Genomic DNA, 21,192 nt, shown 5'->3' with positions numbered 1-21,192 from the left:
CTCTCAGACGACGAGCCGGCGACGGAACCGGTGCAGGGCCAGCGACCAGCCCACCGCGATCCAGGCGAACAGCACCAGCAGATGGGCGGCCGCCGGCCACGCGGTCGTGCTGCCCAGCGTGGCCGACCGGGCCAGCTCGACGCCGTGCCACAACGGCAGCACCCAGGCCAGCCAGACCAGCGGGTCGGGCATCTGGTCGATCGGGAAGAACACCCCGGAGAACAGCGACATCGGGATCATCCCGGCCCGCATCAGGATCGACAGGTAGCTCTCGGTCTGGACGGTGGCCGAATAGGCGAAGGTCGGCGTGGCCACGGCCAGCCCGACCAGCGCCCCGATCACCGGCACGGCCAGCGCCCACCACGAACGCAGCGTGCCGAACAGGGCCGCCACCAGCAGGAACGCCGCGCAGGTGGTGACCACCCGGAAGACCACGAAGGCGAGATGGCCGCCGACGATGTCGGCGACCCGCAACGGCGCCGCGGCGTGACCGAAGTAGGTGCGGCGCCACTCGAACCCGCCCAGCACCGGCCAGGTCGCCTCGCCGATGCCGACCTGCATGGCGGTCGACGCGATCAGGCCCGGCACCAGCCAGTCGAGATAGGGCACGCCGTCGACACCCGCGACATAGGCGCCCACCCCGACCCCGAAGCCGAGCACGGTGAGCAGCGGCAGCAGGAACGACGACAGCGCGCTGCCCCGCCAGGTGCGTTTGTAGCTGACCAGGTGGTATTCGAGAACATAGGCGGCGGCGACCATCAGTCGACCAGCGTCCGGCCGGTGAGGTGGAGGAAGACGTCTTCCAGGCTGCTGCGGCGGACCAGCACGCTGGCCGGGCTCAGCGAACGGGCCTGCACCTCGGCCACCGCGGCGTCGCCGTCGGGCACGTAGAGCAGGATGCGGTCGGGCAGCACCTCGACGCGCTCGCCCAGACCGGCCAGCTTCTCCGCGTACGCCTCCTGCGACTCGGTCGCGAACCGCAGCTCGACCACCTCGCGGGTCGAATAGCGCTCGATCAGCGCCCGCGGCGACCCCTCGGCGACGATCTGCCCGCCGTCCATCACCACCAGCCGGTCGCACAACTGCTCGGCCTCGTCCATGTAATGCGTGGTCAGGACCAGCGTCACGCCCTGTTTCTTGAGCCGGAACAGCCGTTCCCACACCAGGTGGCGCGCCTGCGGGTCGAGGCCCGTGGTCGGCTCGTCGAGCAGCACGATCTCGGGCTCGTTGACCAGCGCCCGGGCGATCGTCAGCCGCCGTTTCATGCCACCCGACAGCGGCTCGACCTTGCTGTCGGCCCGCTCGGTGAGCTGCACAAAATCGAGCAGCTCGTCGGCCCGTCGGCGAGCCACCCGGCGCGGGATGCCGAAGAACCGCGCATAGGTCGTCAGGTTCTCGCGCACCGACAACTCGGTGTCGAGGTTGTCGAGCTGGGGGCACACGCCCAGCCGCGCACGGATCGCCGGGCCGTCGGTGCGGGGGTCACGCCCGAGGATGCGTAACTCACCCTCGGTCGGCGGGGACACACAACCCACCATCCGCATCGTCGAACTCTTGCCGGCGCCGTTCGGCCCCAGGAAGCCGAACGCCTCACCCCGGCGCACGTCGACGTCGATGCCGGCCACCGCGGTGAAGTCGCCGAAGCGTTTGACCAGCCCCCGGGCGTGGATCAGCGATTCATCGGTCACGTCGCCAAACCCTAGACACCGGGTACGACAAACCGCGACCGACTTACAGCGGCGGCGCGCTCGCGTTCTGGGCCGCGAGCACCAGCTCCTCGGTGAGGCTGATCACCGGCTCGGCGTCCACCGGCGTGCCCGAGTCGTACCGGACCGCCCAGCTCAGGCCGTCGACCCCGCTCACCCGCCGGCCGACCACCCGCACCCCGCCCTGCGGCATCGGATGATGCGACGTGTACGCCACCGACCGGGTCACCCGGGTGCGGACCTGATCGGGCAGCTCCCCCGGCTCGAGCAGCAGGAACAGCACCGGCGGCTCGTCCACCAGCACCGCGTAGTGTTCGCGCACCTCGGCCACCTCGGCCGGGATCACCCGCAGCTCACGGCCCGACCACGCGACCTTGTGGATCTCGTGCCAGCCCAGCCGGCCGCGCTCGGGCACCCACAGGCCCCGGTTGGTCGCGACCAGCGCCGCCTCGGCGTCCCCGGTTCCCACCGCCGCCCAGGCCAGCACCCGCTCGTCCCGGTCCAGCTCGGGGCGCAGCCCGGCCGGCAACTTCGGGCGTCGTCCGAAAAGCTTCACAATCCCCCCGCCGCCTGCTCCCGCAACGCCCGCGCGTGCTGTTCCAGGGAGAACAGCTCACCGGCCATCGCCAGGTACTCATCCTTGTGTGCCACCGGGTTGATCCGCTGCACCTTCGACTTCAGGTCACGGATCCGGGTGGCCACCGCACCGACCTGCAGCGTGGCCAGCACGGTCGAGACGTAGCGCGGGTCGACCTCGCCGTCCACCCGCGGCGGATCGACCGACAGCTGGCCGATCAGCGCCTTGCCGCTCAGGTCGGCGCACAGGTCACGCACCGACTCGATCCAGCCCGCTCCGCCGGCCGCGGTGGTCGTGCCACCCGCCTCGGCGATCGCCTGCCGGATCCCCTGCAGGACCGGATCGGCGTACGACTCGGTGCCCAGCGCGTCGAACATCGGGCCGGCCAGCACCGGGTATTGCAGGGCCAGCTTCAGCGCCTCACGCTCGACCAGCCGCTGCGGGCTGTCCGGCGCCTGACGCTGGGCCGGCGCCGACTGTTCCGGCGTGTACGCGTTGTTCACCGCCCGCAGCACCGGGTCGAGGTCCATGCCGAGGTCGCCGGCCAGCTTCCGGGCGTACTCAGGACGCTTCTCGCGGTCTTTGATCTTGGCCACCAGCGGCGCCGCCCGACGCATCGCCTCGACCCGCCCCTCGACCGTGTCCAGGTCGAAGCGGGACAGCGTCTGCCGCAACGCGAAGTCGACCAGCGGCTCCCGGCGCGCGACCAGGTCACGCACGGCCAGATCACCCTTGGCCAGGCGCAGGTCGCAGGGGTCCATGTTGTCCGGGGAGACCGCGATGAAGGTACGCCCGACAAAACGCTGATCTTCCTCGAACGCCCGCAGCGCCGCCTTCTGCCCCGCCGCGTCCCCGTCGAAGGTGTAGATGATCTCGCCGGAGACGCTGTCCGAGTCCATCAGCAGCCGGCGCAGCACCCCGATGTGATCGGTGCCGAACGCCGTGCCGCAGGTGGCCACCGCGGTGTGCACGCCGGCCTCATGACAGGCCATCACGTCGGTGTAGCCCTCGACGATCACCGCCTGGCTCTGCTTGGCGATCTCCCGCTTGGCGAAGTCGATGCCGTAGAGCACGTGCGACTTCTTGTAGAGCGGCGACTCCGGCGTGTTCAGATATTTCGGGCCGTCGTCATCGTCGAACAGCCGCCGCGCGCCGAAGCCGATCACGTCACCGGTCAGGTCGCGGATCGGCCAGATCAGCCGGCGCCGGAACCGGTCGATCAACGAGCCCGACTTGGCCGGTTTCGACAGCCCGCCCGCGGTCAGCTCGGCATCGGTGAAGCCCTTCAGGCGCAGATGCTTGGTGAGCAGGTCCCAGCCGTCCGGGGCGAAGCCGCAGCCGTAACGCTCGGCCGCCTCGCGCCCGAAGCCGCGCTGGGCCAGGAACTCCCGCGCGATCCGCGCGCCCGGCGTGGTCAGCTGCTCGCGGTAGAACTGGGTGGCCGCGTGGTGGGCGGCGATCAGGCGTTGCCGCTGCCCCGGCTGCGGCCGCGGCGCCCCGTTCCGGTCCCCCGGCGACTCGTCGTACCGCAGCTGGAGGCCGGCCCGGGAGGCCAGCCGCTCGACCGACTCGATGAACGACAGATGCTCCGCGTCCATCAGAAACTTGATGGCGTCCCCGCCCATCCCACAGCCGTGGCAGTTGCCGGTGAGGATGTTGTCCTCGAGGACGAAGGCGTGAGTGCCGTCCACGATCGCGCAGAAGACCTCTTCGACCTCGCCGTGGTCCTCGATCGCCTCGACGACCCAGCCGCGCCGCTCCACGCGCTGCCGGCTGCTCACGAACCGGTCGCGGTGGGAGTCGATGAGAAAGAACTCCTCGGCGAGGTCGTCCCCCATGAGGGACAAGCGGTAGCCCAAGCCGTCACCCGTGGCCGACGCCCGCTCTTCGATGCCGTAGGTGCCCACTCCGATGCGGGTGCAGAGGTCGCGGACGTATTCCAGGTGTTCACGGTTCGCCGAGTTGAGCGAGATACACCCGTCCGCGGCAACATCGCCATCCGCCGCGAAGTAGCCGGCCAGCCACCCATACAGGTAGGCGAGCGACTCGGTGAGTGGCGGCAGCTCGGTCTTGAAGTACGCCGGCATGCCGGTGACGGTCAGCCGCCCGGAGGACTCGTACGTGTCGCTGAGGGGGAACCACTTCAGCAACTCACGGTCCTTGCCGCCGTAAAGAAAGGCGACGCTGCCCTTGTCGAGCACCGTTCCATCACCGAAGACGATGCCGCGGGCGACGCCGAACGGCGAGAGCGCGAGCCGAGGGCCGCCATCACGGGTGACGAGCGCCCGCGGGAACACATGCGAGAGCCGGTCACCCACCCGGAGCTCGGAGGTGACCCGCTCGACCCGCTTCTCGCCCTTGTCGGTGCGGACCCGGATGAACCAGCGATGTTCCGCCGTCGCGCGAATCGTCTTCTTCTGCCCGTTCCGGGACAGCCGGAGGTGGAGGAGAGGCTGCTCGCCGAACGATTGGAACGGCGCCTCCACGAACCGGCCGTGCGTGGTGATCACGCGGTGCCGCCCGCCGGCCAGGTCGCGGATCTCCCGGATGCCCTGGTCGGTGATCACCCGCGTCTCACCCGCCAGGCAGAAGTACACGTTCCGGGCCGGGCTGACGGTGAACGACGGGGTCTTCTCGTCGTGGAAGGGACACAGGCCCTTCAGGTTGCCGCCGCCCGCGGACTTGAGCGTCACCGTCTCGTTGATGATGTCGGCGATGGACGTGCGGTCGCGGACCAGCGCGATGTCTTCGTCCTTGACCCTGGCCACCGGTACATCCTGCCTCGCGCTAGTCGGCGTCCGCCACGAGGGTCCGGTGCCAGGCCACGGCCGCGTGGTCGGTGAGCGACGCCACCTGGTCGACGACCACGCGCAGGCGGGCCGGATCGTCGGCGGCCTGCTTCCAGAGCGGGGCGAAGACCGGGTCGAGGCCGTCGGGCGCCCGCTCGCACAACGCGGCCACGAGATCCTTGAGGATGGTGCGCTGGCGCTCGTACCAGTCTTCGGCGGCGCGCGGGCGCATCACATAGCGCAACGCCATGCCCTTGAGCAGCGCGCAGTGATTACGCACCGTACGCGGAACGACCAGGTCGGCCTCGTACCGCCGCACCCGTTCCGAACCGTGCCGGCTGATCGTGGCGCCGACCGCCGAGGAGACGAACCGGCCGGTCAGCACGCTGGTCATCCGCTTGAGGGCGATCTGGCTGGCGAACGTGCCGTCGTGGTCGGCGGCGGCCGCCACCACCTCGTCGGCGAGCAGGCCGTCGAGCGAGGCGGCCAGCTCGTCGGGTGGTGACGAGGAGTAGACCGCGGCGACGTCGGCGACCAGGGCGGCCCGCTCGTCGGCGTCGTCGAGCAGGTGGCGGAGCGTGATGTAGCCGCCGTGCACACCGTCTTCGACGTCGTGCACGGAGTAGGCGACGTCGTCGGCCCAGTCCATCACCTGGGCCTCGAGGCAGCGGCGCTCGCCGCCCGGCCCGCCGGCCCGGATCCACTCGAAGACCGGCACGTCGTCGGCGTACACCCCGAACTTGCGGTTTCCGGGTTGGCGCAGCCAGGGGTATTTGCTGGTGGCGTCGAGGGAGGCCCGGGTCAGGTTGAGGCCGGCGCCGGGGACCTTGGCCTCGAGCCGGGTCAGCACCCGAAGCGTCTGAGCGTTGCCCTCGAAACCGCCGCAGGGCTGCGCCACCTCGTCGAGCGCGCCCTCGCCGTTGTGGCCGAAGGGCGGGTGGCCCAGGTCGTGGGCGAGGCCCGCGGTGTCCACCACGTCGGGGTCGCAGCCCAGCCGGGCGCCCATCTCGCGGGAGATCTGGGCGACCTCGAGGGAATGGGTCAGGCGGGTACGCAGGAAGTCGTCCGACCCGGCCGTGTGCACCTGGGTCTTGGTGGCGAGCCGGCGGAACCCGGCGGAATGAAGCACGCGGGCGCGGTCACGCTCGAACTGGGTGCGCCCATAACCGCTGTCCTTGACCGGTTCGGGCGCCCAGCGCTCGGCATCCATGTGATCAGCCTAAGTGTTGGGCGTGACAGGCCGACCAGGTAGTTGTGGGAGTCAAGTTGACCATCGTCGCGCGTCTGCTGCTCATGACGATCGCCGGGGTGGCCGCCTCGTTCCTGGTGGCCGGCGCGGCCACCTGGGGGTCGACCGGGCAGGCCGACGTCGCCCGGGAGATCACCCGGGTGAGCGACGGCATGAGCCGGCAGTGGAACGCCGACATGATGCACGACGGCCTGCGGGCCGACGTGATGTCGGCGATGTACGCGACCACGCCGGCGGATCGGGAGCGGTTCGCCGTCGACGAGGTGGACGAGCACGCCACCACCATGCTGACCAACTTCGACGCGGCCGCGACGATGGCGCCGGCCTCGCTGACCGCGGAGTACGCACGGGTCCGTCCGGCGGTGGTCACGTACGGCGACACCGCGCGGGCGATCGTGGCCGGCGAGAAGGGCCGGCTGCCCGACTTCCTCGACCAGTTCGCGGCGCTGGAGAACGACCTGGGCGCCATCGACGACGCGATGCTGGCCGCGGTCGGCGAGGCCGGCGTGGACGGGCAGCGGTCGGCGTCCCGGGCGTCCAGGATCGTGGTCCTGGGCACGGCGGTGGGCCTGCTGCTGACCGCGCTGGCGGCGCTGATGACCATCCGGGCGATCCGCCGGCCGATGCGCCGGATGCTGGCGGCGTTACGCGCGATGGCTCAGCGTGACCTCACGGTCCGGGCCGAGGTGACGCAACGTGACGAGTTCGGGGAGATGGCCGACGCCTTGAACGAGGCGGTGACGGCCGTGCGTACGACGATCGCGGCCACCGCGACCAGCGTGGCCGAGCTGACCACGGCGAGCGGCGACCTGCGCGGGCTGGCCGGGAACCTGGACGGCTCGGCCGAGCAGACATCGGCCCAGGCGCGCAACGCGGACGCGGCGGCCCGGCAGGTGTCGGCCTCGGTGACCGACATGACCACCGCCACCGGTGAGCTGGCCGGGTCGATCCGGGAGATCGCCCGGCAGACCTCGGACGCGGCGTTGACCACGTCCCGGGCCACGCAGAGCGCGACCGAGACGGCGGCCGCGGTATCGGCGCTGAGCGCGGCCAGCGGCGAGGTGGGCGACATCGTCAAGCTGATCACCCAGATCGCCGAACAGACCAACCTGCTGGCGCTGAACGCGACGATCGAGGCGGCGCGGGCCGGCGCGGCGGGCAAGGGTTTCGCCGTGGTCGCGACCGAGGTGAAGGAGCTGGCCCAGGAGACGGCCCACGCGACCAGCGACATCACCGCCAAGATCGGCGCGATTCAGGAGATGACGACGCGTACGGCCACCGCGATCGCCACCATCACCGAGGTGATCGGGCAGATCGACGACGGGCAGCGGACCATCGCGGCCGCGGTCGAGGAGCAGTCGGCGACCACCGAGCTGATGGCCGGCAACGTGGGTCACGTGTCGGCCGCGGCCGGCGAGATCAGCGGCACGGTCGCGCACATCACCCGCTCGTCGGAGTCGACCGCGGAGGACGCGAACACCACCCGCCGGTCGGCCGAGCGGGTCAGCTCGGCGGCCGGTGAGCTGGAGGGCCTGATCGGCCAGTTCCGCTACTGATCCTTCGTCCGGCTGGACAGCACGCAGAACTCGTTGCCCTCGGGGTCGGCCAGCACCACCCAGCCGGCGTCGTTCTGGCCGATGTCGACCGGCCGGGCGCCCATGTCGACCAGCCGCTCGACCTCGGACTCCTGATCTTCCGGGCGCAGGTCGATGTGCAGCCGGTTCTTCACCGTCTTGGCATCCGGCACCGGGGTGAACAGCAGGCCGGGCATCTCCTCGGGGCTACGCCGGATCTCCACCTCCTCCGGCGCCTCGTGCACGATCCGGTAGCCCAGGGCCTCGGCCCACCATCGGGCCAGCCGAGCCGGATCCTCCGAGTCGACCACGATCTGCTCCCAGCGCACGCCCATCGATCCCCCTGCAACGCCCCATCGAAAGTGGCGATCATGTTACGCGCCACCGCCGGGAGGGTTACCGGCGGAACAACGCACCGGCGGTGCGGCGACGGGGCTCGATGGCCGCACACCATGCGATCACCCGATGCCCACTCATCCGAGGAGTCGACGTGGATCCCGTCTCGTTGCGGCGCGTCCTTCGCCAGCTCGCCGAGGCCGGCCGGACCGGCGCCCTGCAGGTCGGCGGCTCGCCCGGCGGGGTGCTCTATCTGGTGGCCGGACATATCGCCCACGCCGAGTCACCCGCCTGCCCGGGGTTCGGCGAGCGGCTGGTGTCGTCCGGGCGGCTGAGCGCCGCGGCCTGGTCGGCCGCGTACGCCGAGGGCCACCCGCGGTGCCGGGTCGGCCGGGCGCTGGTGCGCGGCGGCCATCTGGGCCAGAACGAGCTGGCCCGCCGGGCGTCGTCGGCCGCCCGCGAGGCGACCCGGATGGTGCTGCAGAGCGAGCGGGCGACGGTCCGGTTCATCGCCGGGGAGCGCCACTGGCTGGGCGATCACGTTGTCCCGCAACGGATCCGCGGCGGCGCCGAGCTGGCTTCGTGAAACCGGCCGAAGAGGACGCACATGGGGTGCGACTTCTCGGCTCACCGTGCCCGCAGGATGGCCCACGGTGACGACGAAGCAAGGTCGCAGCGACGTCGCCGGCGGGACGGACACAACGCTGAGGAGAGACGTGCCCGGCGTGGAGCACTGCCTGCAGGAGGCCATGACGATCCCGGGCGCGGTCGGGGCCGGGATCGTCGACTACACCACCGGGTTCCCGGTCGCCACGACCGGGGCCGCGCCGAACTCCGATCATGAGGCCGCGGCGGCCGGAACCGCCGACGTGGTCCAGGCCGCGACGAGCCGTTCGCTGTTCGTCTCGGCGATACCGCACGACCTGCTGGAAGACCTGATCATCACCACCGCGGGCGGCTACCACCTGCTGCGGCTGGTGCGGACCGACTTCGACAGCCGGCTGGTGCTCTGGGTGTGGCTGGACCGGGTGCACGGCAACCTCGCGGTGGCCCGGCGGCGCATGCAGACGCTGGCGGCGGAGCTCGTCGCCACCTAGGACCTGTCCGACGTAGAGCCACCCGTACCTCTCGGCCGGAAGGATGGACGTGAGCCCCACCAGGACCGCGGCTCCCGGGCGCCTGCTGACACAGGTGGCGGGTGAGCGGCAGACCGGAGCGCTGGTGGTGGGTGGCCACCCCGGCGGCCCTCCGGGGGGTGCCGTCTACCTGCAGGACGGCGCGGTGATCTACGCGGAGTCGCCGGGCGCGCCCGGGGTCGGCGAGCTGCTGACCGCGTCCGGGCGGCTGGCCGGGCGGACCTGGCAGGCGGCGCTGGACGCGGGCGCGACGAGCGCCAAGGTCGGCCGGCTGCTGCTCGACCAGGGCCACCTGACCCAGGGCGAGCTGGAGCTGTGCGTGCTCGGCGCGATCTACGACGCGGCCTACTTCGCGCTGTCCCCGGCCAGCGCGCCGGTCGACTTCCGGGCCGGCGCCGGGCACTGGCTGGGCGCGGTGGTGCGGGTCGACGCGGCGGCGGTGAACCGGGAGTCGCGGCGGCGGGCCCGGCTGCTCGACGAGATCTTCCCGCACGCGCAGGTCGACTCGGCGCCGGTCAGCCCGGTTCCACGGGCGCCGCTGGAACGCGTCACGCTGACCGCGCTGCAGTGGGAGTTGCTGGTGCACGCGGACGGCCAGCGCACGCCCGCGGATCTGGCGCAGCTGCTCGGCCGGGCCGGCTTCGCCACGATCCAGGAACTGCGGAGGCTGGCGGCGCTCGGCCTGATCGAGCGGCCCACGGAACGTCGGGGTCAGGGCGACGACCCCGATCTGGTACGCCTTCCGCGCGCACGTGGCACCGCCCCCGCGGCGTCGGCCACCCGTCCGACGGTGACGCTGGACGAGGGCCCGCTGGTGCCGGTGACCCACCACCGCACGGCCACGGTGACCGAGGAACCCCCGCACACCGGCGAACCGGTGACCAACGGCACGATCTACCGCCCGCCGCGGCTGGCCCGCCGCAAACCCGGCGCGAAGCTCCCCAAGGACCTGGCCGGCGAACCACCGCCGGAGCCCCCCGGGGCCGACGAGGTCCTGCTGAAACGCATCCGCACCGCATTGCGAGCCCTGCGGTGACGCGCGCACCCCCGAGAGAGAAGGAGGCCGAGCATGGTTGATCCGGCGGTGCTCGAGGAACTCGGCAACCTCCGGAACAGGTTGCCGGAACTGTCCGGGAGCGTGCTCTCGACCACGGACGGAATGGTGGTCGCGCACGATGCGCACGGCATCGAACCGGACAGCCTCGCGGCGCTGGCGGCGGCGCATCTCGCGCTGGCCCGCCGGTTCGCGCACGCCGTCGACCACGGCGAGCTGCGGGAATCGGTGGTGCAGTGCGACGGCGGTTACATCTCGTCGTACGCCGCCGGGCCGGACGCCCTGCTCACCGTCGTGACCACCGGCAACGCGAACCTGGCGATGGTGCACCTCGAGGCCCGGCGCAGCGTCCGGCGCCTGGTCGCGCTGCTCACCCTCGACTTCGTCACCCCGGCCCGGCCGGACATCCCTCATCAGCCCGGGCCATCGGCGCCGCTCGCGCGGCGTTCCCCGATGGCCACCCTGCCCACCGACATCCGGCACCGGCAAGCCGCCGGCTGACCGCCCCTTATCCCACACCGACGGAGGAAAGGCCCCATGCCCGACATGGACACCGCACTCAAAGAGATCATGGACATCGACGGCGCGATCGGCGTCGCTCTCGTGGACCACACCAGCGGAATGGCGCTGGGCACCGCGGGCGGCGGCAAGGAGCTCGACCTGACGGTCGCCGCGGCCGGCAACACCGACGTGGTCCGGGCCAAGCTCCGCGCCATGGAGATGCTCAACCTGACCGAGAAGATCGAGGACATCCTGATCACCCTCGACACCCAGTACCACCTGATCCGGCCGCTGACCAGCCGCTCCGGCAAGGGCCTGTTCCTCTACGTGGCCCTGCGGCGGGACCGGTCGAACCTGGCCATGGCCCGGCATCAGCTCAAGCGGATCGAAGCGGACCTCGACGTCTGAGACGGACAATGATCCGCACCTAGGCGGGGAGGGCTCCTTTCCCTCCCCGCCTTTCTCGGTGGGCCCGCACGCTGATCATGATCTCGGCCGGCGTCCAGTTCGGCTGGCATGTCAGCTACGGCGACGTCTTCGCCGACCCGGCCGTCGACCAGCGGGTGCTCCCCTGGTTCGCCGTCCTCTCCGGCGCCCTCGTGCTGATCGCGATCGCCCAGCTGGTGCTGATGTGGGCCCGCGTCCGCCCGGCCCCGGCCCCGGCCGCCGTCGCGGCCCAGACCGGGACCTAGGCTTGGTGGATGACGTCGGTGCGGGAGACGGTCGCGGCCGTGCTCGGCGGGGCCATCGGCTGGGAGGACGGGCTCGACGCGCTCACCGTCGCGTCGGCCGGTGAGGTCGACGCCGTCGTCTGGGCGTCGGTGCGGGAAGCGGTCGGCCGGCTCACCGACCGCGGGTGGCAGCCGGTCGAACTGCACCGGGTGGTGGCCCGGCAGGGCGACCCCGGCCAGGCCCGGCTGGTCGTCGACGCGATCGCGGCCCGGCTGCGCGACGAGCGGGTGGTCGATCCGCGCTGGCTCGACCAGGCCGGCGAGCTCGGCGCCGAGGTGTGGTGGTCCGGCGAGGACGATCACCTGCGGGCCGCGGCCACGCGCTGGCGGGTCGACCGGGTCGCGCTGATCGACGCGGCGCTGGCCCTTCTGCGTACGCTGCGCGGGCTCCCGGCGATCGAGGTGCTGATCCCGCCGCCCGGCACGGTCGCGACGACGCCCGCCGCCGGCTCCGACCCGAGGCTGCTCCACCGGGTCCGGTCCCTGCTCGCCAAGGCGGAGGCGACGGCGTTCCCGGCCGAGGCCGAGACCTACACGGCCAAGGCCCAGGAGCTGATCGCCCGGTACAGCCTCGACGTGGCGCTCGATCCGGCCGTCGAGGTCGTGCCGTTCGCCCGCCGGATCGGCGTCGACCACCCGTACGAGAGCGAGAAGGCCTCGCTGCTCGACGCCGTGGCCCGAGCCAACCGGTGCCACACGGTGTGGTCGCCCGAGCTGGGGTTCAGCACGGTGTTCGGGTTCGAGGCCGACCTCACCGCGACCGAGCTGGTCTACACGTCGCTGCTGGTGCAGAGCCACCGCGCGATGAACACGGCCGAGCCACGCGCCGGCAAGGCCCGGGTCAAGGCGTTCCGGCGGTCGTTCCTGATCGCGTACGCCGTCCGCATCGGTGAACGCCTGGAAACGGTCACCGCGAGCGCCGCGGCCGAGGCCGGCGGCAACGTGCTGCCGGTGCTGGCGTCCCGGGACGTCCAGGTGCGCGAGACGATGGAGCGGGCGTTCCCGCGGACGGTCCGTTCCCGCGGTTTCCGCGTGAACAGCGGCGAGGGCTGGGAGTCGGGACGCGAGGCGGCCGACCGGGCGAGCCTGGGCTGACCCCGCCCTCCCCCGACGAGGACCCGGCGGTGCTGGCCGAGGCGGTCGCCTATCGGGCCGAGCTGGCCCAGAACCTGAAGGAGACTAGCCGCCGCTGTTCTCCATCTCGGCGCCCTCGGGCACCGTGTCGTCGTCGCGGCTGTCCAGCCAGCCGTACGGCAGCGACACCTTGCCCGGGGCGTTGATCCGGCCACGGGGCTGGCCCAGCGACTCGCGCGGGAACGGCTCGGCCGGGTCGAGCTGGCCGAGCAGGTCGTCGAGCTCGGCCAGCGACGAGATCATGGCCAGGGCGCGGCGGAGGTCACCGCCGACCGGGAAGCCCTTGAGGTACCAGGCGACATGCTTGCGGAAGTCGGCGCAGCCGTGCTTCTCGTCCTCCAGCGCCTCGACCAGCAGGGCGGCGTGCCGCGCCATGATCGACGCGACCTCGCCCAGCGTGGGCAGCTTCTGGGTCGGCTGGCCGGTGAACGCCGCCTCGAGGTCGGCGAAGAGCCAGGGGCGGCCCAGGCAGCCGCGGCCGACGACCACGCCGTCACAGCCGGTGTGCTCGACCATCCGCAGGGCGTCGCTCGCCTCCCAGATGTCGCCGTTGCCCAGCACGGGCACGTCCAGCGCCTGCTTGAGGGTGGCGATGGCCTCCCAGTCGGCCTGCCCCGAGTAACGCTGCTCGGCGGTGCGGGCATGCAGGGCGACCGCGGCCACCCCCGCGTCCTGGGCGGTCAGGCCGGCTTCCACGTACGTCAGATGGTTGTCGTCGATGCCCTTGCGCATCTTGATCGTGAGCGGGATGCCGGCCGGGGCCGCCGCCTTCACCGCCTGCTCGACGATGCGGCCGAACAGCTTGCGCCGCCACGGGAGGGCCGAGCCGCCGCCCCGCCGGGTCACCTTGGGCACCGGGCACCCGAAGTTCAGGTCGATGTGGTCGGCCAGTCCCTCGTCGGCGATCATCCGCACGGCGGCCGCGGTCACCTCGGGGTCGACGCCGTAGAGCTGGAGGCTGCGGAAACCCTCGTCCTCGGCGAACGCGATCATCTTCAGCGTCTTGGGGATCCGCTCGACCAGCGCGCGCGTGGTGATCATCTCGCACACGTACACCCCGCCGCCCTGCTCGCGGCAGAGCCGGCGGAAGGCGACGTTGGTGATGCCGGCCATCGGCGCCAGCACGACCGGCGGCGTCACCGCGTGGGTCCCCAACTTCAATGTCACCGCTCAAGGTTGCCACGCGGGTGCGGCGGTCCCGCCTGTGGGAGGGTGTCAGCGTGGTCCCACGCAAACTGGTAGCCGTCTTCCACACCCCCACGTCCGAGTTCATCCTGCGCCTGGCCGTCGAGCTGGGCTTCCACTCGGTGCTGGTCGAGCCCGACCCGAGCCAGGTCCCGCCGGTGGCCCGCCCGCACGGCGACCAGCTGGTCGCCGACCTGGCCGCGGCCGGCCTCGACGAACACACCGACGTGATCCTCACCGACCACCACCGCCCCGAGATCGGCGACCTGCTCAAGCAGGCGCTGGCCGCGAAGACCCGCTGGATCGGCATCCTCGGCAACCCCCACCACGAGGGCCCCCACGTGGCCATGCTGCGCGAACTCGGCGTGCCCGACGAGGAGATCGCCCGGGTCCACCGCCCGGTCGGCCTCAACATCGGCAGCAAAACCCCACCCGAGATCGCCGTGGCGACGCTGGCCGGCCTGATCGCCGACCGCAACAACCGCCCCGGCGGTTTCGAGTTCTGACCCATCACGACCGGAGAGGCGCCAGCGCCTTACTCCAGGCCACCACGTCGTCCAGGACCCTGGTGAGGGCGTCGCGGTGGCGGTCGGCCGGGTTGAGCGAGCCGGCGTCGAAGTCGGTGAAGATGTTGAACGCCACGTGCGGGCCGACGTCGGCCACGCGGAGGGCGCCCAGGACCAGGCGCAGCTGTTCGGCCGCGCGGATGCCGCCCTCCACGCCGTACGAGATCAGGCCGGCCGCCTTGGTGTTCCACTCGGCGTACACCCGGTCGAGGGCGTTCTTCAGCGACCCGGGCATCGCGTGGTTGTACTCGGGCGTGACGAAGACGTAGCCGTCGAACCGCGCCACCGTCGAGGCCCAGGCCCGGGTGTGGTCGAGCGTGTAGCGGCCGAGGGCGGGCGGGAACGGCTCGTCGATCGCCGGCAGGTGGTGGTCGGCCAGGTCGACCAGTTCGAGCGTGGCGTCGTCGCGCTGGCCGGCCTCGTCGAGCACCCAGCGGGCCACCGCCTCGCCCTTCCGGCCGGGCCGGGTGCTGGCGAGAATCACCCCGATCGTGGTCACGCGCCCTCCCCCGTTCCAGCCATCCGCGTCGCGGTCCCGGCGTCACCCGTCGCGGTCCCGGCGGCGCCCATCGCGGTGCCGTCTGCGCCCGAAGCGGCGGCGGGGTCGGGGCCTGAGGCGTCGGGGACGTCCGGGCCGTTTGCGAAGAACGCGGCGAGGGCGTGCGGCGCCGACGGGCCGAGGACGGCCTCCAGCCCCTGCGCGGCTTCGCGCGCCGCCTGCTCACTGCGCGGGAACAGCTCCTGCTCGTACGCCGCCAGCGCCGCCTCGACGTCACCCGGGTGCGCGACGATCGCCTCGCCCAGGCGTGCGCCGTCCAGCAGGGCGAGGTTGGCGCCCTCCCCGGCGAACGGCGACATCAGATGCGCCGCGTCACCGAGCAGCGTGACCCCCGGTATGCGCGCCCAGCGGTGCCCGGCCGGCAGCGCGTGGATCGTGCGCGGGATCAGCTCGCCGTCGCCCTCGGTGATCAGCGCGAGGAGTTCCGGCGCCCACCCGGCGAACTCGTCGACCAGCAGCTTCTTCGCACCGTCCGGGTCGGTGAGGTCGAGGCCGTCGATCCAGTCCGCGGGCTTGCTCAGCGCGGCGTAGATGTGCAGGCTGCCGTCCGGCTCGCGGTGCCCGAGGAAGCCCTGCCCGGGTTCGACGGCGAAGAGCATGCCGTCACCCACGACGCGGGCCGGGCCGGGATGGCGGGTGTCGGCTTCGCGGTGGTCGATCTCCACGAACGAGATGCCCGCGTACGCCGGGAGCACGCCGGACACCAGCGGCCGCACCCGCGACCAGGCCCCGTCCCCACCGACCAGCAGTTCGGTCGTGGTCGTCGTACCGTGCGCGAACGTGACCTCGTGCCGCCCACCACCGAGCGCACGCACCCCCGCGACCTTCATGCCCCACCGGATCACGCCCTCGGGCAGCGACTCGATCAGGATCCGCCGCAGCGCACCCCGGTCGACCTCGGGCCGCCCGCCGGTCTCGTCGTCGCCCTCGGCGAAGAGCAGAGTGTTGTGCTTGTCGAGCACCCGAACGGCCTGGCCGCCCCGGTGAATAATCGCCTCGAACTCATCCATCAGCCCGGCCGCACGCAGCCCGACCTGCCCATTCTCGGCGTGGATATCAAGCATCCCACCCTGGGTCCGAGCCATCGCCGAGCCGTCTGCCTCAAAGATCTCCGCAGCGATGCCATGCCGATGCAGCACCCGAGCCAGCACGAGGCCGCTGAGCCCCGCCCCGACAATCGTGACCTTCTCCATCTCCGACTCCTTTCGTTGACGAACTCGTTCGTAACGAACGCGTTCGCTTGAGACAAACTTCCGGAACCCACTCACGCTGAACGCGTTCGCTTTGAACGCGTTCGGTAAGAACGCGCGTCGACGAACTTGTTCGTAACGAACATGTTCGCCATGGACAAAACAACTCCCGCAGCACCAACCCCAGGCGCAGGCTGCCGCCGAGGGTGCCCGGATACCGCCCAGATCCTCCTGGCTTGCCATAACTCCTTCGCCGCGCCGAACTTGCTCGCCGCGCCGCAAACCCTTCACCGCGCCCAAGTCCCTGGCCGCGCCCAACTACCCGGCCGCGCCCAACTACCCGGCCGCGCCCAACCCCTGGCCGCCCAAGTTTTTCGGGCGCCTAACTCCCTCGCGCGCCCAAATCCCTCGCCGCGGCCGGCGTCATCCGAGGCCGGAGATGCCTCGCAGCAATACCTCGAAGGACCACCGCATCCGGTCCTCGCCGGTCCCGGAGAACAGCTCGTCCCGCACCCGCACGAGGTTCGGGTATTGCTCCGGCGACGCCTCGCCGGCGACCGAGGCGAGCGTGTCGAACTCGTCCTGCCCCGTGGCCGACTCCTGCCGGGTGCCCTGCTCGGCGGCCATCGTGGCCGCATGCTGGACCAGCAGGTCGACGCCCCACGCGGCCTGCCGCGCCGGCACGCCGCCGATGTGGAGGAGCCACAGCACGCAGTCGATGAGGCGCAGGTAACGCGGCCCATAGGGCAGCAGGGTCAGCATCGACCGGGCCAGGCTCGGATAGCGGAACAGCAGCTCGGTGTACCGGCACAGCAGGTCGACCAGCCGCTCCTGCCAGCCGACCGGGCTGTCGATCTCGGGCAGGACCAGCTCGGCCAGCAACTCGTCCAGCAGAGCCCCATGCAGCTCGGCGGTGTTGCGGATATAGACGTAGAGCGACGACGGCCCGGTGTTGAGCTCGGTTGCGAGCCGCCGCATGGTGACGCGCTCGAGCCCCTCCTCCCGCATGATGCTGAACGCCAGGGTGATCAGGCCGTCGCGGCTGAGTGGCGGCTTGGCCGGGCGGTCACGCCGGCTCACCGGCACTCGTCTAGGGCTCACGAACACGATCGTAACGAACGTGTTCGTCAGTGCGCAAGGAGATCCCCGCCACTCCGGCAAGAGTGACGGGGACCGGGGTGAAGCGTCAGCAGCCGGGCAGGCGCTTGATCAAGTAGTCCTCGATCGCGTCCAGGGAGATCCGCTCCTGCTTCATGGTGTCGCGGTCGCGGACGGTCACGGCGTTGTCCTGGAGGGTGTCGAAGTCGACGGTCACGCAGAACGGGGTGCCGATCTCGTCCTGGCGGCGGTAGCGGCGGCCGATGGCCTGCGAGTCGTCGAACTCGACGACCCACCGCTTGCGCAGCATCGACGACAGCTCGCGCGCCTTCGGCGACAGGTCGGGATTACGCGAGAGCGGCAGCACCGCCACCTTGACCGGGGCCAGCCGCGGGTCGAAGCGCATCACCGTGCGTTTGTCCACGCCGCCCTTGGTGTTCGGCGCCTCGTCCTCGTCGTACGCCTCGAGCAGGAAGGCCAGCACCGCGCGGGTCAGGCCGGCCGCCGGCTCGATCACGTACGGCACCCAGCGTTCCTGCTTCTCCTGGTCGAAGTAGGAGAGGTCGACGCCGGAGTGCTTGCTGTGCGTGCTCAGGTCGAAGTCGGTGCGGTTGGCGATGCCCTCGAGCTCGGCGAACTCGGTGCCGCCGAACTGGAAGCGGTACTCGATGTCGACGGTGCGCTTCGAGTAGTGCGAGAGCTTCTCGGCCGGGTGCTCGAAGTAGCGGAGGTTCGACTCGGACAGGCCGAGGCCGAGGTACCAGTTCCAGCGCTGCTCGAGCCAGTACTCGTGCCACTTCTCGTCGGTGCCCGGCTCGACGAAGAACTCCATCTCCATCTGCTCGAACTCACGCGTACGGAAGATGAAGTTGCCCGGCGTGATCTCGTTGCGGAAGCTCTTGCCGGTCTGCGCGATGCCGAACGGCGGCTTCTTGCGCGCCGCGGTGGCCACGTTGTTGTAGTTCACGAAGATGCCCTGGGCGGTCTCCGGGCGCAGGTAGTGAAGTCCTTCGGCGCTCTCGGTGGGGCCGAGGTAGGTCTTCATCAGGCCGTTGAACATCTTCGGCTCGGTGAAGGTGCCCTTGTTGCCGCAGTTCGGGCAGTTCAGCTCCTGCAGCGACGAGGGCGGGCTGCCGTGCTTGGCCTCGTACGCCTCTTCCAGGTGGTCGGCCCGGAAGCGCTTGTGGCAGGACTGGCACTCGGTCAGCGGGTCGACGAAGGCGTCGAGGTGACCCGAGGCGGCCCACACGTCGCGGGCGAGGATGACGGCGGAGTCGAGGCCGACGATGTCGTCGCGTTCCTGGACCATCGCCTTCCACCACTGCCGGCGGACGTTCTCCTTGAGCTCGACGCCGAGCGGACCGTAGTCCCAGGCCGAACGGGTGCCTCCGTAGATCTCGCTGGAGGGGAAGACGAAGCCCCGGCGCTTGGCCAGGCTGACGACGGCGTCGATGCGATCGGCGGGCATGTTCCTCCTACGCCGGCTGGTTTGTCGGCGGGGACGGTAGGTGGGAAACGGACAGCTCCGGAGATTACTCCTCGACCGAACAGACCTGGAACTGGCCCGTCTGCTGGTCTTGCCCGAGGCGGGCCTCGAGCTCGCCGGTGCTGCCGTCGGAGTACTTGACGTCGACCGGGACGGCCAGGTCGACGCTGGCCAGGTCGAGGTCGCCGATGCTCCAGGATTCGAGGGGTGTGCCGGTCTGTGCGTCGGTGGTGAACTCCGACTTGGTGACGGTGGCACGGGTGCGGGCGCAGAGGGAGTCGTACGCCTCGCCGAAGCGCCCGGCCTTGACGTCGGTCAGGTAGTCGCCGATGACGACCTGGGCCTGCTCGTTGAGCGCGTTGGTCATGACCACGCCCAGCCCGGCGACGGCGGCCACCCCGCCGCCGCAGGCGAGCACGAGCACACCGGCACCGATGCCCAGACCCAGCCCGACGCGCCGGCGGCGGCCCTCGGTCGGCGGCGCCGGGAACGGCGGGACGACACCGGGCCCTCGCGGCGGCGCCGGAGCGACCGACCCACCAGCGGGCGGAGCGGAGGCCGGAAAAACAGGGGCCGGCGGAGCGCTGCCGGGGTAGGCGCCCGGAACAGCCGGCGGGACCTGGGTCATGAATCCAGCGTAGTAGTCATCGCCACGGTTCGGCGGCCCGGTCGCTGGCCACCACGGCGACCTCGGCGCCGGGCGCGGCGCTGGCCAGTGTCTCGAAGGCGGACGGCTCGTCGCGCGACTGGGACAGGAACGGGGTGGCGTGGACCTTGACGTCGAAGCGGCCCAGCGACCGCCGGTAGGCTCCCACGGACTCCCACTCGGTGACGAGAGCCCAGTGCGCGGGATCGTCCAGCGCACGGGTCAGGCGCCCGGAGAGATATCCGGGGCTGGCGGCGAGCGCGGCGAGGGCGGCGTGCCCCCGTTCGGCGAAGCCGTCCTCGGCGCCGTCAGGGACCACGAAGCGGTTGAGCACGAGCATGTGATTCAGCGTACGCACGTCAGATCAGGAGCCTTCGGTGACATCGTCCGACAACCTCCTTCGCCGGCTCGCCCGGGTCAGCCCGACGGCGGCCTTCGTGGGAGCGCTGGCGTTGCTGCTGGCCGGCCTCTTCCTGCCCGGGATCATCGGCGCGGCCGTGCTGTTCGTGCTGGGCGTCGGCCTGGCCGTGCTGACCTTCACCACCTGGCCGGTGCAGAAGCCGGCCACCCGCGTCGTCCGCGTGGTTCTCCTCGTTCTCCTGTTCGCCACGGTGATCGCCAAGAGCATGTGACGGTGATCGCCAAGAGCATGTGAACGCATGCGTTTTTGACAATCATTGTCATTGTCGGCGACAGTTGCCGGTATGAGAACGCGCCTCGCGATCGCCGCCCTGTCCGTGCTGCTCGTCGCGACCGGGTGCGGCTCGGGCGCCAGCGGCAGCAGCGACGACCGCCCCCAGGTGGTGACCGCGTTCTATCCGCTGCAGTTCCTGACCCAGCGCATTGGCGGTGACCAGGTCGCGATCACCGACCTCACGAAGCCGGGCGCCGAGCCGCACGACGTCGAGCTGAACCCTCGCCAGGTGGGCACGATCAGCGACGCCGACCTGGTGGTCTACCTGAAGGGGTTCCAGCCCGCGGTCGACCAGGCGGTCGGTCAGGAGGCCGGCGACAAGGGGTTCGACGTGGGCAGCACCGTCGAGCTGCTGGCGGCCGCGGAGAGTCACGAGCACGGCGGCGAAGAAGAAGGGGAGCACGCGGAAGGCGGCAAGGACCCGCACGTGTGGCTCGACCCGGTCCGCTTCGCCACGATCACCGACCAGCTGGGCGACCGCCTCGCGCAGGCCGACCCGGCGCACGCCACCGACCACCGCGCCCGGGCCGCGGCCCTGCACGCCGAGCTGGACAAGCTCAACGAGGAGTACGCCGCGCGGCTGAAGACCTGCGAGCGCCGCGAGATCGTCACCAGCCACACCGCCTTCGCCTACCTGGCCGCCCGCTACGACCTGCACGAGGTCGGCATCACCGGGATCTCGCCCGAGGCCGAGGCCTCGCCGCAGCGGCTGGCCGACGTGGCCAAGGAGGCGAAGGAGACCGGCGCCACCACGATCTTCTTCGAGACCCTGGTCAGCCCCAAGGTCGCCGAGACCATCGCCAAGGAGGTCGGCGCGAGGACCGCGGTGCTCGACCCGATCGAGGGCAAGACCGATCCGAACGCCGACTACTTCACGATGATGCGGGCGAATCTCACGGCGCTGACCGAAGCTTTAGGGTGCACGTCATGACCGACTGCACCGAGCGGCAGGTGATGACGCCGGAGAACGGCGCCGCAACG

At 71.2% G+C, this 21,192-nt stretch carries 24 protein-coding genes; 11 read left to right on the top strand and 13 right to left on the bottom strand.

Annotated features, from left to right (window positions below; all coding sequences use genetic code 11):
• Positions 1–3: 3 nt before the first annotated feature.
• The 5 genes from AB0O15_RS20925 to AB0O15_RS20905 are packed head-to-tail and all read right to left on the bottom strand — an operon-like array spanning position 4 to position 6,282.
• Positions 4–759: an ABC transporter permease gene (locus tag AB0O15_RS20925; RefSeq protein ID WP_364320731.1), complete on the bottom strand. Its 756-nt coding sequence runs from the start codon at positions 757–759 to the stop codon at positions 4–6.
• Positions 759–1,688 (bottom strand): ABC transporter ATP-binding protein, encoded by a 930-nt coding sequence (locus AB0O15_RS20920; RefSeq protein WP_364320728.1) that lies wholly within the window; start codon positions 1,686–1,688, stop codon positions 759–761. Before AB0O15_RS20920 ends, AB0O15_RS20925 begins: the two co-directional genes overlap by 1 nt.
• 43 nt (positions 1,689–1,731) lie before the next feature.
• The gene (locus AB0O15_RS20915; RefSeq protein ID WP_364320725.1) at positions 1,732–2,262 is read right to left on the bottom strand and encodes a hypothetical protein; all 531 of its coding nucleotides are present in this window, start codon (positions 2,260–2,262) and stop codon (positions 1,732–1,734) included.
• A complete protein-coding gene (dnaG, locus tag AB0O15_RS20910) occupies positions 2,259–5,051 on the bottom strand; it encodes a DNA primase (protein WP_364320722.1) in 2,793 nt (930 codons plus the stop codon). The genes AB0O15_RS20915 and dnaG overlap by 4 nt, the downstream gene beginning before the upstream one ends.
• 19 nt (positions 5,052–5,070) lie before the next feature.
• Positions 5,071–6,282: a deoxyguanosinetriphosphate triphosphohydrolase gene (locus AB0O15_RS20905; protein WP_364320719.1), complete on the bottom strand. Its 1,212-nt coding sequence runs from the start codon at positions 6,280–6,282 to the stop codon at positions 5,071–5,073.
• A 56-nt stretch (positions 6,283–6,338) separates the two neighbouring features.
• Between AB0O15_RS20905 and AB0O15_RS20900 the strand changes: the two genes are divergently transcribed.
• Complete coding sequence (locus AB0O15_RS20900) at positions 6,339–7,877, top strand: methyl-accepting chemotaxis protein (protein WP_364320716.1); 1,539 nt, start codon at positions 6,339–6,341, stop codon at positions 7,875–7,877.
• Here AB0O15_RS20900 and AB0O15_RS20895 read toward each other — a convergent pair.
• Positions 7,871–8,230 carry a VOC family protein gene (locus tag AB0O15_RS20895; protein ID WP_364320713.1) on the bottom strand — a complete coding sequence of 120 codons (360 nt, stop codon included), beginning with the start codon at positions 8,228–8,230 and terminating at the stop codon, positions 7,871–7,873. The genes AB0O15_RS20900 and AB0O15_RS20895 overlap by 7 nt on opposite strands.
• 155 nt (positions 8,231–8,385) lie before the next feature.
• Between AB0O15_RS20895 and AB0O15_RS20890 the strand changes: the two genes are divergently transcribed.
• The 7 genes from AB0O15_RS20890 to AB0O15_RS20860 all read left to right on the top strand — a co-directional run bounded on the left by AB0O15_RS20890 (position 8,386) and on the right by AB0O15_RS20860 (position 12,748).
• Positions 8,386–8,817, top strand: a complete 432-nt coding sequence (locus AB0O15_RS20890; RefSeq protein ID WP_364320710.1) for a DUF4388 domain-containing protein — start codon at positions 8,386–8,388, stop codon at positions 8,815–8,817.
• A 67-nt stretch (positions 8,818–8,884) separates the two neighbouring features.
• Positions 8,885–9,328 (top strand): hypothetical protein, encoded by a 444-nt coding sequence (locus tag AB0O15_RS20885; protein ID WP_364320707.1) that lies wholly within the window; start codon positions 8,885–8,887, stop codon positions 9,326–9,328.
• Positions 9,329–9,377: 49 nt separating this feature from the next.
• Positions 9,378–10,403 (top strand): DUF4388 domain-containing protein, encoded by a 1,026-nt coding sequence (locus AB0O15_RS20880; protein ID WP_364320704.1) that lies wholly within the window; start codon positions 9,378–9,380, stop codon positions 10,401–10,403.
• A 33-nt stretch (positions 10,404–10,436) separates the two neighbouring features.
• Positions 10,437–10,922, top strand: coding sequence for a roadblock/LC7 domain-containing protein (locus AB0O15_RS20875; protein ID WP_364320702.1), 486 nt, complete (start codon positions 10,437–10,439; stop codon positions 10,920–10,922).
• A 36-nt stretch (positions 10,923–10,958) separates the two neighbouring features.
• Complete coding sequence (locus tag AB0O15_RS20870) at positions 10,959–11,330, top strand: hypothetical protein (RefSeq protein ID WP_364320699.1); 372 nt, start codon at positions 10,959–10,961, stop codon at positions 11,328–11,330.
• Between the two features lie 77 nt (positions 11,331–11,407).
• Complete coding sequence (locus AB0O15_RS20865) at positions 11,408–11,614, top strand: hypothetical protein (protein ID WP_364320696.1); 207 nt, start codon at positions 11,408–11,410, stop codon at positions 11,612–11,614.
• A gap of 9 nt (positions 11,615–11,623) precedes the next feature.
• Positions 11,624–12,748, top strand: coding sequence for a DUF2786 domain-containing protein (locus tag AB0O15_RS20860; protein WP_364320693.1), 1,125 nt, complete (start codon positions 11,624–11,626; stop codon positions 12,746–12,748).
• A gap of 84 nt (positions 12,749–12,832) precedes the next feature.
• Here AB0O15_RS20860 and dusB read toward each other — a convergent pair whose 3' ends face one another.
• Positions 12,833–13,954, bottom strand: a complete 1,122-nt coding sequence (dusB, locus tag AB0O15_RS20855) for a tRNA dihydrouridine synthase DusB (RefSeq protein WP_364320690.1) — start codon at positions 13,952–13,954, stop codon at positions 12,833–12,835.
• Between the two features lie 53 nt (positions 13,955–14,007).
• Between dusB and AB0O15_RS20850 the strand changes: the two genes are divergently transcribed.
• Positions 14,008–14,478 (top strand): XdhC family protein, encoded by a 471-nt coding sequence (locus AB0O15_RS20850; RefSeq protein WP_364320687.1) that lies wholly within the window; start codon positions 14,008–14,010, stop codon positions 14,476–14,478.
• 4 nt (positions 14,479–14,482) lie between these two features.
• Here the strand turns inward: AB0O15_RS20850 and AB0O15_RS20845 are convergent, their stop codons facing one another.
• The 6 genes from AB0O15_RS20845 to AB0O15_RS20820 form a co-directional block, all read right to left on the bottom strand.
• Entirely contained in the window at positions 14,483–15,037 is a 555-nt protein-coding gene (locus AB0O15_RS20845) for an NAD(P)H-dependent oxidoreductase (protein ID WP_364320684.1), read from the bottom strand.
• On the bottom strand, positions 15,034–16,290 hold the full coding sequence (locus tag AB0O15_RS20840; RefSeq protein ID WP_364320681.1) for an NAD(P)/FAD-dependent oxidoreductase: 1,257 nt from the start codon (positions 16,288–16,290) through the stop codon (positions 15,034–15,036). Before AB0O15_RS20840 ends, AB0O15_RS20845 begins: the two co-directional genes overlap by 4 nt.
• A gap of 420 nt (positions 16,291–16,710) precedes the next feature.
• On the bottom strand, positions 16,711–17,388 hold the full coding sequence (locus AB0O15_RS20835) for a TetR/AcrR family transcriptional regulator (RefSeq protein WP_364320678.1): 678 nt from the start codon (positions 17,386–17,388) through the stop codon (positions 16,711–16,713).
• Between the two features lie 85 nt (positions 17,389–17,473).
• Entirely contained in the window at positions 17,474–18,853 is a 1,380-nt protein-coding gene (locus tag AB0O15_RS20830) for a glycine--tRNA ligase (protein ID WP_364320675.1), read from the bottom strand.
• A 64-nt stretch (positions 18,854–18,917) separates the two neighbouring features.
• Positions 18,918–19,499 carry a hypothetical protein gene (locus tag AB0O15_RS20825; RefSeq protein WP_364320672.1) on the bottom strand — a complete coding sequence of 194 codons (582 nt, stop codon included), beginning with the start codon at positions 19,497–19,499 and terminating at the stop codon, positions 18,918–18,920.
• 16 nt (positions 19,500–19,515) lie between these two features.
• Entirely contained in the window at positions 19,516–19,857 is a 342-nt protein-coding gene (locus AB0O15_RS20820; protein WP_364320669.1) for an antibiotic biosynthesis monooxygenase, read from the bottom strand.
• Positions 19,858–19,894: 37 nt separating this feature from the next.
• Here AB0O15_RS20820 and AB0O15_RS20815 point away from each other — a divergent pair, with 37 nt between their 5' ends.
• Positions 19,895–20,149, top strand: coding sequence for a DUF6703 family protein (locus AB0O15_RS20815; RefSeq protein ID WP_364320667.1), 255 nt, complete (start codon positions 19,895–19,897; stop codon positions 20,147–20,149).
• Between the two features lie 72 nt (positions 20,150–20,221).
• Positions 20,222–21,142 carry a metal ABC transporter substrate-binding protein gene (locus AB0O15_RS20810; protein ID WP_364320665.1) on the top strand — a complete coding sequence of 307 codons (921 nt, stop codon included), beginning with the start codon at positions 20,222–20,224 and terminating at the stop codon, positions 21,140–21,142.
• The last annotated feature ends 50 nt before the right edge of the window (positions 21,143–21,192 follow it).

Source organism: Actinoplanes sp. NPDC089786 (genome assembly GCF_040684855.1).
Lineage (GTDB): Bacteria > Actinomycetota > Actinomycetes > Mycobacteriales > Micromonosporaceae > Actinoplanes.
Note: the sequence above shows the minus strand (reverse complement) of the source record. Positions and strands in the feature narration are given on the sequence as shown.